The organism is Martinezella sp. CNPSo 3890, assembly GCF_057784455.1.
Map to the genome: position 1 here is coordinate 109,998 of NZ_JBXSOR010000003.1, position 13,417 is coordinate 123,414.

The 13,417-nt window shown below is 58.6% G+C and carries 11 protein-coding genes; 2 read left to right on the forward strand and 9 right to left on the reverse strand.

The window, feature by feature from the left end; all coding sequences use genetic code 11:
• Window positions 1-80 precede the first annotated feature (80 nt).
• The 5 genes from AC13RC_RS10465 to AC13RC_RS10485 all read right to left on the reverse strand — a co-directional run bounded on the left by AC13RC_RS10465 (window position 81) and on the right by AC13RC_RS10485 (window position 6,828).
• Window positions 81-2,546, reverse strand: a complete 2,466-nt coding sequence (locus tag AC13RC_RS10465; RefSeq protein ID WP_488557098.1) for a beta-mannosidase — start codon at window positions 2,544-2,546, stop codon at window positions 81-83.
• Window positions 2,547-2,604: 58 nt separating this feature from the next.
• On the reverse strand, window positions 2,605-3,696 hold the full coding sequence (locus AC13RC_RS10470) for an ABC transporter ATP-binding protein (protein WP_488557099.1): 1,092 nt from the start codon (window positions 3,694-3,696) through the stop codon (window positions 2,605-2,607).
• Between the two features lie 3 nt (window positions 3,697-3,699).
• Window positions 3,700-4,596: a carbohydrate ABC transporter permease gene (locus AC13RC_RS10475; protein ID WP_069613050.1), complete on the reverse strand. Its 897-nt coding sequence runs from the start codon at window positions 4,594-4,596 to the stop codon at window positions 3,700-3,702.
• An 11-nt stretch (window positions 4,597-4,607) separates the two neighbouring features.
• Window positions 4,608-5,498: a carbohydrate ABC transporter permease gene (locus AC13RC_RS10480; RefSeq protein WP_113333117.1), complete on the reverse strand. Its 891-nt coding sequence runs from the start codon at window positions 5,496-5,498 to the stop codon at window positions 4,608-4,610.
• Between the two features lie 91 nt (window positions 5,499-5,589).
• Window positions 5,590-6,828, reverse strand: a complete 1,239-nt coding sequence (locus tag AC13RC_RS10485; protein ID WP_488557100.1) for an ABC transporter substrate-binding protein — start codon at window positions 6,826-6,828, stop codon at window positions 5,590-5,592.
• A 460-nt stretch (window positions 6,829-7,288) separates the two neighbouring features.
• On the opposite strand from AC13RC_RS10485, the gene AC13RC_RS10490 reads away from it, so the two are divergent.
• The gene (locus AC13RC_RS10490) at window positions 7,289-8,368 is read left to right on the forward strand and encodes a LacI family transcriptional regulator (protein ID WP_488557325.1); all 1,080 of its coding nucleotides are present in this window, start codon (window positions 7,289-7,291) and stop codon (window positions 8,366-8,368) included.
• Between the two features lie 16 nt (window positions 8,369-8,384).
• Here the strand turns inward: AC13RC_RS10490 and gndA are convergent, their stop codons facing one another.
• The gene (gene gndA, locus AC13RC_RS10495; protein ID WP_488557101.1) at window positions 8,385-9,812 is read right to left on the reverse strand and encodes an NADP-dependent phosphogluconate dehydrogenase; all 1,428 of its coding nucleotides are present in this window, start codon (window positions 9,810-9,812) and stop codon (window positions 8,385-8,387) included.
• 295 nt (window positions 9,813-10,107) lie between these two features.
• On the opposite strand from gndA, the gene AC13RC_RS10500 reads away from it, so the two are divergent.
• Window positions 10,108-10,506 carry an SRPBCC family protein gene (locus AC13RC_RS10500; protein WP_488557102.1) on the forward strand — a complete coding sequence of 133 codons (399 nt, stop codon included), beginning with the start codon at window positions 10,108-10,110 and terminating at the stop codon, window positions 10,504-10,506.
• 6 nt (window positions 10,507-10,512) lie between these two features.
• On the opposite strand, the gene AC13RC_RS10505 is transcribed toward AC13RC_RS10500, so the two are convergent.
• The 3 genes from AC13RC_RS10505 to AC13RC_RS10515 are packed head-to-tail and all read right to left on the reverse strand — an operon-like array spanning window position 10,513 to window position 13,409.
• Window positions 10,513-11,127 (reverse strand): ABC-type transport auxiliary lipoprotein family protein, encoded by a 615-nt coding sequence (locus AC13RC_RS10505; protein ID WP_112721200.1) that lies wholly within the window; start codon window positions 11,125-11,127, stop codon window positions 10,513-10,515.
• A gap of 38 nt (window positions 11,128-11,165) precedes the next feature.
• Window positions 11,166-12,536 carry an MlaD family protein gene (locus AC13RC_RS10510; protein WP_075850685.1) on the reverse strand — a complete coding sequence of 457 codons (1,371 nt, stop codon included), beginning with the start codon at window positions 12,534-12,536 and terminating at the stop codon, window positions 11,166-11,168.
• Window positions 12,537-12,545: 9 nt separating this feature from the next.
• Window positions 12,546-13,409, reverse strand: coding sequence for an ABC transporter ATP-binding protein (locus tag AC13RC_RS10515; RefSeq protein ID WP_113333113.1), 864 nt, complete (start codon window positions 13,407-13,409; stop codon window positions 12,546-12,548).
• Window positions 13,410-13,417 lie beyond the last annotated feature (8 nt).

Consider the following 13,417-nt stretch of genomic DNA (forward strand, 5'->3'; position numbering starts at 1 on the left):
GCCGTCTGTCTTGGGCTTGTGGCCCCGAAAGCGCCGCCTTAACGGCGCGATAGCTCAATCCGTCGGTTGCTGGCCACCGGCTAGCTGTGCACCGACTGGCTGGATTGCAGATCATAGATGCGGAATTCGGGCACGCCGCTTGTGAGCGGCTTGGCCGGCGTGAAGACAATGCGGCGGCTCTCACCGGCAGCGAGATCGAAGGCGTTGTCGGAATAGCGTCCGTCCGTCTCGCTCTCGATCATCACGAACAGCGCGAGTCCCTTTGCGGTGACGATGAGTTCGATCGTCCCATCTTCCTCTTTCTCCTCCCTCAACACCGTCAGGCCGGCGGGCTGAAGCTCGAGCGCCTTGTAGGTGCCGTGAACATAATGCCCCTCGCCGCCCATGCCGTTCGATGCGGTGAAGCGCCACGCCAGCAGGCAATCGGCCGGCACCTGATCCGCGTCGATCGACAATGCCGTCACAGCCGCATCCGGCGTGCAGACGGCGTGCGCCGTCGTCAGCGGCACGCGCTCACCGTCGAGCTTCAGCAGCGATACCGAAATATCGGCCATGATGTCGGTGTTCGTATCGTTGACCAGGGAGAAGCGGATCGTCTTGTTGTCTTCGGAGGGAATGGCCGCAACCGATACGGGCTGGAAGAAGCGCCGCACCAGATAATGCATCACTTTCCACCGGCCGCCGTAATCCAGGCTCGACCACGAGGCCACCGGCCAGGTGTCGTTGAGCTGCCAGTAGATCGTACCCATGCAATGCGGCTTCAGCGACCGCCAGTATTCCACCGCCGTCTTGATGGCGAGGCCTTGCTGGACCTGGCTCAGATAGACGAAATTCGGGAAATCCTTCGGGAAGCGAAAATAGCGGAACATCGTGCCGGCGATGCGCTCGTTGCCGCCGGCATTCTTCTGGTGCAGCTCCATGACCGGAGAAGCAATGTTCATATCCTTCGCCTCGGCATAGGTCTTGATGACGGGCAGTGAGGTATAAGACTGGAAGCCGAACTCCGAGCAAAAGCGCGGACGCACGGTCCGATAGTTATCGAAGGACTTGTTCTCGTGCCAGACCGACCAGTAATGCATGTCGCCGGAACCATCGGCATGCCAGGCGTCGCCGAAGTTGAGATAACCCGAAGCCGGGCTCGACGGCCACCAGATCGCATCCGGCAGAGCCTTCTTCATCGCCGTCTCGATCGTCCTGTTCAGGCGATCGTAGGAGACGAGATAGCGATCCCGATCTTTGCGGGACTCCTCGAACCAGGTAAGCGCGCCCACCAGCTCATTATCACCACACCAGAGAACGATGGAGGGATGCGTCGCAAGCCGGCGAACCTGATAGCCAACCTCCTCCTCGACATTCTCGAGGAAATCACCCGTCGAGGGATAGAGATTGCAGGCGAACATGAAGTCCTGCCACACCATCAATCCCAAGCGATCGCAAGTGTCATAGAACCAGTCATGCTCGTAAAAGCCACCGCCCCAGACGCGGATCACATTCATATTGGCATTGACGGCCGATTGCAGCAGATCCTCGGTCGCGGCCAGGTTGGAGCGTGAAAACAGCGCGTCGGCGGGAATCCAGTTCGCGCCACGAGCAAAGATCTCGCGGCCATTGACCTTCAAGGCAAAACGGCTGCCAGCTTCATCCTCGGTGGTGATCAACTCGACCGTGCGCAGGCCGATCTGCCGCGTGACGGTTTCGAAATTGGTTTCCACTGAAAGCGCATAGAGCGCCTGCTCGCCATTGCCGGCCGGCCACCAGAGCCTGGGCTTGTCGATATGGAAGAAATGGATGATCGATGTCTCGCCGGCATTGACGCCGACATCGAGGCGCACGCGCTCGTCGTCGAGCGAGAAATAAAGCTGCGCAATCCCCGTTCCCTTGGCAAACAGCGCCACCGTCACCTTGAGGTCGACCGAACCGTCATCATTGTGAACCTGCTGGGTGACGACATTCTCGATACGGGCGGTCTCGAGCTTCTTCAGCGCGATGGTGCCATAGAGACCGAGCGGCGCGATCGCAATATTCCAGTCCCAACCGAAATGGCATTGCGGCTTGCGCAGCATGTTGCCGTTCGGGATCGGCGAATTGCCCGTGCTATAGGGAATGTAGAAAGGCTGTTTCGCCTGAAGGGCAGCACCAGCCGAAATGCTCGAATGCAGGACGATGCGAATGGTATTTTCGCCCGCCTTCAGCGCCTTCGAGACATCGGGGCGATAGCGCTGGAAGCAGTTGTTAGCCTCCAGCACGAGCGTATCGTTGACATAGACGCTTGCGACGGTGTCGAGATAGTCGATATCGAGATACCAGTCGCCGCCGGCATCATCGAGCGTGAAGCTGCGTGTCAGCTCCCAATCCTGCTGGGCAACCCACTGCACGACTTCTTCGTTGCGCGCGAAATAGGGATCGGGAATAAGCCCTTCCGCATGTAGCGCGGAATGAATATCACCGGGCAGCGACATGGAGAGGGAATGATCGCTGTCGGGAGAGGTCAGCCTCCACGAACCGACGAGATCGATGGCAAGATTATCATTGATCGAAGACGACATCGGACCTCCCCGGACCGCTGTAGAGAAGGAGGCGGTCAGACCGCCTCCGGGCATGGGATCATATTCTGAGTTCTGTCTGCGCATCAAAGAGCGATGCGAGCGACATATCAAAGCTAAGCTTTACGGCTGAACCGGGGCCAAAGCGCCGGGCACCGTTGACGCGAACCGACATCGTATGTCCGGCATGCTTCAGCCACAGCAAGTTATCGGCACCCATCGGCTCCTCGATATCCACCATGGCATCGTGAACCTCCGCACCGGGAGCGGTCGCTTCATTGACGTTGATGTGCTCCGGGCGAACACCGAGCACGACCTTGCGCCCGCCTTGAAGAGCCTCGCCAGCCTTGTAGCCATCGAGCGAAAACAGCACGTCGTTGGTCGCGAACACGACCTTGCCTTCGCGGTTGACCAGCTCGCCCTTGAGAAAGTTCATCGAGGGGGAACCGATGAAACCGGCGACGAAGAGATTGCGCGGCGCGTTATAGATCGTTGTCGGGTCATCGAGCTGCATGATGACGCCATTCTTCATGATCGCGATGCGGTCGGCGAGCGTCAGGGCCTCGATCTGATCGTGGGTGACGTAGATCATCGTGTTCTTCAGCGACTGGTGCAGCCGCTTGATTTCCACGCGCAGCTCCGAACGCAGCTTGGCGTCGAGATTCGATAGCGGCTCATCGAAAAGGAAAACGTCGACATCACGCACCAGGGCACGGCCGATCGCAACGCGCTGGCGCTGACCGCCCGAAAGCTCGGCCGGCTTGCGCTTCAGCAGCGGCTCGATCTGCAGGATTTCGGCAGCGCGCGCGATACGCTTGTTGATCTCGTCCTGCGGCACCTTGGCAACGCGCAGGCCGAAGGAGAGGTTCTTCTCGACCGACATCTGCGGATAGAGCGCATAGGACTGGAACACCATGCCGATGCCGCGATCCTTGGGCTCTTCCCAGGTGACATTCTTGCCCTTGATGAAGATCTGTCCCTCGCTGATATCGAGCAGGCCGGCGATGCAGTTGAGCAAGGTCGACTTGCCGCATCCCGACGAGCCGAGAAGCACCAGGAACTCGCCGTCATTGATCTCGAGATTGAGATTTTTCAGAACGTTGACCGCACCGAAATTCAGCGAAAGGTCTTTGATGGAAACGCTACTGTTCATGAATTACCCCTTCACTGCGCCGGCGGCGATGCCGCGGACGAAGAGCCGCCCGGACACGAAATAGACGATAAGCGGCACCGCGCCCGTCAGCAGCGTTGCGGCCATGTTAACATTGTATTCCTTGACACCCTGCACGGCGTTGACGACGTTGTTCAGCTGCACGGTCATCGGATAGTTCTGCGTGCCGGCGAAAATGACGCCGAACAGGAAGTCGTTCCAGATGCCGGTGATCTGGATGATCATGCCGACGACGAAGATCGGCAGCGACATGGGCAGCATGATGCGCAGGAAAATCTGCCAGAAGCCCGCACCGTCGACGCGTGCCGCCTTGAAGAGTTCAGGCGGAAGCGAGGCGAAATAGTTGCGGAACAACAGCGTGTTGATCGGCATGCCGAAGATGGTGTGCACGAGGACGATGCCGCCGAGCGTCGAAAACAGCCCAAGCTCACGCAGCACCATGACGAGCGGATAGAGCATGACCTGATAGGGAATGAAGGCGCCGAACAGCAGGATCGTGAAGAAGATTTCCGATCCCTTGAACCGCCAGTTGGCGAGCGCATAGCCGTTGACCGACGCAATGGCGATCGAGACGATGACGCTCGGAACGAGGATCTTCACCGAATTCCAGAAGCCGACCTGGATGCCGTGGCAGTAAAGGCCGGTGCAGGCTTGCGACCAGGCTTTCACCCAGGGCTCGAAAGTAATCTCCATGGGCGGAGCAAAGATATTACCCATGCGGATTTCCGGCATGCCCTTGAGCGAAGTGACGACCATCACATAGAGCGGCAGGAGATAGTAGAGCGCGGCCAGCCCGAGTATGCCATAGAGCATGATCGTGCGCGGGGCAAAGCGGCGCCTGGGCTTGGTGCCCGAAGGTTCGATGGTAGCGGCAAGTGCCATGGTTTCCTCCCTTACCGGCGCTTCTGGCGGAACTCGATGAGAGCCCACGGCACGACGAAGATGAACACGGTCACCAGCATGACGGTGGAGGCGGAAAGCGCCTGACCGAGATTGGAGCGCTGGAACATGAAGTCATAGACATATTTAGCCGGCATTTCGGATGCGAAGCCCGGCCCGCCTGATGTCATGGCGACGACGAGATCATAGACGCGCACGATGCCTGACGCGACGATGACGAGCGTGGTGACGAAGACGCCTCGCATCATTGGAATGACGACGAAGATGTAGGTCCGCCAGGCTGGAATGCCGTCAACGCGCGACGCCTTCCAGATCTCGCCGTCAATCCCCCTCAGGCCCGCCAGCATCAGCACCATGACAAGGCCGGTGCCCTGCCAGAGACCGGCAATGACGAGCGCATAAAGCACGGTCTTCTGATTGCCGAGCAGAGCGAAGTTGAAACTCGTAAAGCCCATATCCTGCATCAGCTTCGGCAGCCCGAGCGCAGGATCGAGGATCCACTGCCAGACGAGGCCGGTCACAATGAAGGACAGAGCGAAAGGATAAAGGAAAATGGTTCGGAACGTATTCTCGAAGCGGATTTTCTGATCCATCAGCACGGCCAGAAAGAAGCCGACGACGAAAGCGAAAACCAGGCTGAGAATGCCGTATGTCGCAAGATTGCCGATCGAGATGTTCCAGCGATCGGTACCCCACAGACGCTGATACTGCGCCAGACCGACAAAATTGGAGCTCGGCAGCAGCCTTGAATCTGTGAACGAATAGATGACGGTCCAGAGCGTGCAACCGACGAAGACGACGATCACCGTCAGCACCATTGGAATGGCGGCGATCTTCGCATTGAGGTTACGGAACAGACCCAGTGGCCGGACAGCGTTAGCCATCGATACCTCCGTTGGTGACCTGCCTCAGGACAGGCGAGATCCCTCGCCTGCCCCGATGCCGGCCATCGCGATTGATAGATGGTCGTCTTGCTTATTGCGCCTGCTTGAAGATGGCGGCCTGCTTTTCGATCGCCTCATCCACGGTCATCTTCGACGAGAAGAATTGCAGTCCGAGATCGGTCATCTGACCGCGCGTATCCGGGTCGATCAGCTGAGTGACACCCGGCACCACGTTGTCCGGATTCTTCAGGATTTCCAGACCCTTCTTCATGCAGCTGCTGGCCGCGCTCAGATCGATATCGCCGCGCACCGGCAGGGAGCCCTTGGCGAGGTTGAACTTGACCTGGGTTTCCTTGGAAACCAGCATGCTGGCAAGCTCGAGCTGCGCCTTGGTGATGTCGGGATTGCTGTTCTTCGGGAAGTAGAAGCTATCGCCGCCGGTATCGAGCAAACCGTTGAAACCGAGGCCCGGAAGGCAATCATAGTCCTTGCCGGCAACCTGCTTGGCAACGCCAAACTCGCCCTGCGCCCAGTCGCCCATGATCTGCGCGGCAGCCTTGCCTGTGATGACCATATTGGTGGCGACATTCCAGTCGCGGCCGGAATAGCTCTCATCAACAAGATCGCGCGCCTGCGCGAAAGCGTCCCAGACCTTGCGGTTTTCGGGGCTCTTCACAGCGTCTGCGTCTTTCTTCTGGTAGATCGCCAGATAGGTCTCCTTGCCGCCGATGCCGATCTGCATGACGTTGCGGATACCGTCGACCTGCCAGGGAGCGCCGGTCGCAAGTGGGGTGATGCCCTTCTCGCGCAGCTTCGGCGCATCGGCGACGAATTCATCCCAGTTGGCCGGGACCTTCATGCCGTTGTCTTCGAAGACGTGACGATTGACCCACATCCACTGCCAGGAGTGGATGTTGAGCGGCACGCAATAGACACGACCCTCATAGGTGCAGGAGTTGAGCAGGCTGGCCGGACGAATGATGTCCTTCCAATGTTCCTTCTCGGCAAGGTCGGTCAGATCGGTCATCAGGCCGGCCTTGACCAACTCTTCGGCATCGCGGCCCGTGTTGAGCTGCGTTGCACCCATGGGATTGCCGCCCAGGATACGGCTGACGATAAGGGGCGTTGCGGTCGAACCGGATCCGGCGATCGCGCCGTCGACCCAGTGATTGTCGCCCAAGGCGTTGTATTGCTCAGCCAGAACCTTCACGGCAGCTGCTTCGCCGCCCGATGTCCACCAATGCGTTACCTCAAGATCGGTCGCATTTGCTGAGAAAGCGGGAATCGCGACAGATGCAAGCAAAGCGGCAGCCATCAAACGAATATTCATGAGTTCTCCTCCCTCACTGAAACGTTGCCGGAAAAACGTATTCGAATCATTTTCAACGCGCAACCGCCTGACCACAAATTTTTCATGACTGCGCGAATATACAATCATTGATTACATTTTACCTGTGGAAGATAACTTCATTCCATCGTGATAGCGGTCGTCAAAAAATCTGCAAACTCTCTACAAATAGCTGATATTGAATGTTTTATTTCAGGGGCGCACTCATGCGGCCCTCTTGCATAATCTTGGCCCGCTCAATTTTCGAGACAGGAGTCACGAATACAACCATGAGAATAGGCATGAAAATCGGCATAAAAATAAGGCTCGACTTTTCAACTGTATCGTTACAGTTTTTCTCATTGCATTGGCGAAGCCGCATGGCGTCTATGCTTGCGGTGGCCATGTAGGCAATATAAGCGGATTGGCTGCGGGAGGCGGCCGGGAGGCAAGCGTGAGCGAAATGGACAATAAAAAAATGTCAGGGAGCGGCGCGCCAGCCACTCCCGAACGGCCGACATTGAAAACAATCGCCTTCATGACGGGGTTAGGGATCACCACCGTTTCTCGCGCATTGAAGGATGCCCCTGATATCGGAGCCGAGACCAAGGAGCGGGTGCGCATGGTCGCCCGACAATTGGGTTATCAACCGAACCGCGCGGGCGTGCGCCTGAGAACCGGCAAGACCAATGTGATTGCCCTGGTGCTGAGCATCGATGAAGAAATCATGGGCTTCACCAGCCACATCGTCTTCGGCATTTCCGAAGTTCTCGCCGGCACGCAATATCACCTGGTCATCACGCCGCATTCGCACAGCAAGGATCCACTGGTGCCGGTGCGCTACATTCTAGACACCGGCTCGGCCGATGGCGTCATCATATCGCGTACGGAGCCGGATGATCCGCGCGTCGAGCTCATGCATGAGCGCGGCATGCCTTTCTCAACGCATGGACGGACGGATATGGGCATCATCCACCCCTTCCATGACTTCGACAACGAGGCCTTCGCGCGTGAGGCCGTGCGGGCACTGGTCGCAAGAGGGCGCCGCCGCCTGGCGCTGCTGCAGCCCTCCAGCAAGCTGACCTATTATTCGCACACCCGCATCGGTTTCCAAACCGGCTTGCACCAATATGGCGCCGAAGAAATCCCCTTGAGGATTACGACCGATAACGCGCTGGCCGATATCAAGGACGCTGTCGAGGCGCTGATGCGCTCACCGCATGCGCCTGACGGGATCGTCTGCTCCAGCAGCGGCGGCGCGATTGCCGTCAATGCCGGCATCGAGGCGGCCGGCTTCCGCCTGGGCCGCGATATCGACATGGTCGCCAAGCAATCGACAGACGTGCTGAGCTGGATCAGGCCCGAGATCATTACGGTATCGGAGGATTTCCGCCATGCCGGCCGCGAACTCGCCAAGGCGGTCATCGCCCGTATCGACGGTGTAGAACCGGAACTGCTGCAAAGCATCAGCTCGCCCGTCTGGCCGGAAGAACTGGCAACGGAAAAAGCTCGCCGAACGGGTCCGGCGAGCCTTCCTTATTGAAGCGCAAACGAGCTTCTCAGCCCTGAGCCCCGCTGCCCCATGGGCCGTGGTGAATGTCCTTGCCGTCGACGCGGTCGAAACCGTGTGCGCCGAAAAAGTCACGCTGGGCCTGGATCAGGTTGGCGGTGCCGCGCGCCTGGCGATAGGCATCGAAATAGGTCAGCGCCGAAGCAAGGGCTGGAACCGGCAGGCCGGATGCGGTCGCAGCCGAAACGATGCGACGCAGCGACGGGATCGATTCCTTGACCATCTCGGCAAAGGCGGGGGTGACGATCAAGTTCGCCGCATCCGGGGTCTTGGTGAAAGCGCTGGTGATCTCGTCGAGGAACTGCGAACGGATGATGCAGCCGGCACGCCAGATCTTGGCGATGACAGGCATCGGCAGCGACCAGTTGAACTCCTTCGAGGCCTCGGCCATGACGGCAAAGCCCTGGGCATAGGCGCCGATCTTGGCGGCGAAGAGCGCCAGCTCCAGATCCTTCAGCAAATCGGGACCGAAGGCGATCGGGAACTTGTAGTCGGGCGTGCCAAAAATCTTCTCGGCTGCTTCGCGCTGGCTCTTGATCGCCGAGAGGCTGCGGGCGGCAACGGCAGCCTCGATCGCCGTCGCGGGAATGCCCATGTTCTGGGCTTCGATGGCAGACCACTTGCCGGTACCTTTTTGGCCGGCCTTGTCGAGGATGATATCGGGCATGGCGCTGCCGGTTGCCGGGTCCTTCGCAGCCAGAACCTTCTCGGTGATCTCGATAAGGTAGGAGTTGAGGCGACCCTTGTTCCAGTCGCCGAAGATCGAGCTGATCTCGGCCGCGGTCTTGCCGAGACCGTCACGCAGGATGCCGTAGATTTCGGCGATCATCTGCATATCGGCATATTCGATGCCGTTGTGGATGGTCTTGACGAAGTGACCGGCGCCATCATTGCCGAGCCAGGCAACGCATGGATCGTTGTTGTATTTCGCAGCGATCGAGGTCAGCACCTTCTCGACGCGCTTGTAGGACTCTTCCGTGCCGCCGACCATGATCGACGGACCATGACGCGCCCCTTCCTCGCCACCGGATACGCCCATGCCGATGAAGGTCAGGCCGGTATCCTTCAGACGATCGAAGCGAGCGATCGTATCGCGGAAATTGGCATTGCCGGCATCGATCATGATGTCGCCCTTGTCGAGATAGGGCTGCAGCGCCGCCATCTGCTGGTCGACCGGCTCACCGGCCTTGATCATGATGATGATCGGCCGCGGCGGACGGATCGCCTCGACGAATTCCTCGATCGTCTTGCAGGGAATGATCTTGTCCTTGAGTGCGCCCGCATTCGCATAGAATTCATCCGTTACCTGAGGTGTACGGTTGAACACTGCGATCTTGTTGCCTTTCTCGGCGATGTTGAGCGCCAGATTCGATCCCATCACAGCAAGACCGATCAGCCCGATTTCTGCCTTTTCCACGACAATCCTCCAATGAGCCGTTGACTGCGCCCGGCCCCACCCTGAAGACCCGGAAGACACAGCAACATCCGATATGACGCAATGCCACCGACGCTCGACGCGACCGGCGACAGCCCTGCGTTGGGGGCTGTTGTTGCACTCCGGACGGAAAACGGCAAGTCTTCGAAAGCCGTGAATCGTTCTCTTTGCAGGACTGTGCAACAATGTTGCGGAATTCGCGATTCATCCCTTTCCGAACTAACGTTTTTTCTGCCGATCGCAGTCCTATGAGGGTGATATAGAGGAGGAAACCATCATGTCGACCATGAGCGCGAAGATCGTACATATCTCCATCGCTCGCGACTGGAGGGAGGTCTACGACTACGCCAGCCGCCCGGAAAACATGCCTTTCTGGGCCTCTGGCCTGGCATCGGGGCTGACGCAGGATGGGGACGACTGGATCGCTGAAGGCACGCTCGGGACTGCACGCGTGCGCTTCGCGCCTCGCAATGACTTCGGCGTCATCGATCATTGGGTAACACTGGAATCGGATTTGCAGGTCTACAATGCCTTGCGCGTCGTACCGAACGGCGACGGTTGCGAGGTCATGTTCAATGTGCTCCAGCTACCAGGCATGGAGGAAGCAAAATTCGCAGCCGATGCCGCGCATGTCATGCGCGATCTGAAGACACTCAAAGAGTTGATGGAGCGCTGATCGCCCTTACAGCGAGCGCAATGTCCAGTCGACGAGTTCGCCGGTCACGCCGGCAAATGCAGCGTCGAGTGCACGGACGAAATCGGGATTGCTGCCACCACTGACCGGCACGACCTTCCGGAACACGTTCTGGGCCTTCACCGTGCCGGTGCGATCGTTCAGGATCTTTTCGGAGATCTCGACGATTGCCGTCTTCTGGCCGCCGGACGCATTGATTTCGAAGGAGCGGATATCGGTGACGATCTGATAGTCGATCGCAAGCCCCTGCCCTGGCACGCCGACGCCGCCGAGCTTGCCGGTGTTTTCGAAGGCCTCGACCAGTTTCGATTGCACCATCTTGCTCAGCTTGTCGCTCCATTGCGATTTGCCGAGGTATTGAATTTCCGAGGGCGAGACACGAATGACGATCTGATTGCTGTCCAGCGCCTGGAGCGCGGTTGGCGGCGGGATGAGGATCTGGCGGCTTTTGACCGAAGGTCCATTCGCCTTCGCCGACGCGGAAAGATCGTAGGTATCGTTGTTGGAGGAGGTTCCACAGCCCCCCAGCAAAGCTGCAAGCAACGGCAACGCGATCACAGCTTTCCACACCTGATGACGCTCACTCGACACGCAACCGACCATATTTCGCTTATCCCCTGGAGACCAGATATCGCTCTTCATCAATGCCGCGCGCGGCCGTCATAAGTCTTGACCGTATCCCCACCGAAAATCAGTCGCTGCGGATTGCGGTCGAAATTAGTGATTGTACTATTCAGGTTGTCAACCGTGCCCCGCATGTCGTTGATGAGGGTCTGGGCATCGCGCAAGCCGCCGCTCGAAAATTTCTGCAGATTGTCGGCGATCGGGCCGATGCGGGAATTGAGATTGTCCGCCATCTTCTTGAAGGATTCGAGCGTGTCCTTGGCTTCTGCGAACAGCGATTTCGTACTGTCGTCGCCGAGCAGGGAATTGACCTTGGTCAGGATGCCGTCGACCTTGCCGGAAGCCGCGTTGAGTTTGGTGGAGATGTCGCGGGCATTGGCGATCGTCTGGTCGATATCCTGCTGATGCGCGGCAACGGAATTGGCGACGTCGCGGATCGATGCGACCGCCGTGCGCGCCTGTTTCGTCACGTCGGCAATATCGTCAACCGATCCCTTGATCTTGGCCGGATCGATCTGTGCGACGATCGCATCGACCCGGTCCAGCGTCTTTTGTGCATTCTGACCGAACGTCGTATAGGTGTCGGCCGTCTGCTTGAAGCTCGCAATCGTCGCCTTCAAGTCGGTCGTCGCGTCGGCAACATTGGCCGTGATCTTGTCGGCATTGGCGATGACGTCGTTGACCTTCTGGGCATCGACTGCACGCACTAGCTTCTCGATCGCATCCAATGTCGAATCCACGCGGACCGAAACCGTCTTGAAGGTATCGGAAAGCTGCCCGACGCTCGCCAGGAACTTGTCAATATTGTCGGAATTGTCGGCGATGGCCTTCGAGAATTTCTGCGCATTGCGCACGGTATCCGTCAACGGCCCACGCGAATCCGAGACGAAGCCCTGAATGTCGCCAATCGTATCATTGGCGCGGTTCAGGATCTTATCGGCCGTCGTCAAGAGATTGGTGACGCTCGATTGATCCGCAAGCAACACCGCCCGCTTACCCGTATCGATCGAACGCTTCAAAATATTCTCGTCGCCATTGCGTCCGCCGGAAAGCTCGATGTAGGCCGCTCCCGTCAGACCCTGGATCTCAAGAATAGCCTTGGTCGAGGTATAGACGGGCGCATCGGCACGCACCTGCGTGAAGGCAAGCGAATAGTTCGGATCGTCGGCATCGATCGACAGTCCCTGCACCGAGCCCACCTGAATACCGTTGAAGCGAACCGGCGAGCCGACGCTCAAGCCGTTTGCCGAGCCGGGAATGCGCACGACGAGCTCGACCATCGGGCCGCCGCGGCCATACTCGGCCATCCAGTAGACGAAACCGAAGGCAGCCGCGATGACGAGCAGCGTGAAGAACCCAACGATCGTATAATTGGCTTTGGTTTCCATAGTCTCCAGTCACTTCTCGCGGCTGTGGGCGCTTGCGCCTTTGTCGTCGTTGTGCCCCTTGATGTCCTCGCGCGGCACGATCGAACGTGCGCGTTTGCCCCTGAAGTAGGATTGCACCCAGGGATCATCACAGGCGAGCATGTCCTCAACCGTACCTTCCACCAATACCCGCTTCTGTCCGAGGACAGCAATACGGTCACAGACGGAAAATAGGCTGTCGAGGTCGTGAGTCACCATATAAACAGTCAGGCCGAGCGTGTCGCGCAGCTTGGCGATCAGTTCATCGAATTCCGACGCACCAATCGGATCGAGACCCGATGTCGGCTCATCGAGGAAAACGAGATCGGGGTCGAGCGCCAGGGCTCTGGCAAGCGCCGCGCGCTTGATCATGCCGCCGGAAAGTTCGGAAGGATATTTGTCGGCGGCATCAGCGGCGAGACCCACCATGCGGATCTTCATCAGCGCCAACTCGTCCATCATCTCCTTGGGCAGGTCCAGATATTCCCGCATCGGCACCTGGATGTTTTCCTTGACCGTCAGTGAGGAAAACAGCGCGCCTTGCTGGAAGAGAACGCCGAGCCGCATGTCGAGGCGGTTGCGGTCCTGCTCGTCGAGCTTGTCGTAATCTTCGCCGAGAATCTCAATCTTGCCCGAGCGGCGCGGCAATAGCCGCAGCACCGTGCGCAACAGCACGGACTTACCCGCCCCGGAAGCGCCGACGAAACCGAGAATCTCGCCGCGATAGATGTTGAGGTTCAGTTTGTCGAGGACGATTTTCGATCCGAAGCCAACGGTGACATCCCGTGCCGACAGCACGATGTCCCTGCCCTGCTCATCCTTTTCCAACGGGATTTCCGAGTGAAGCGCGCTCATCGTTATCG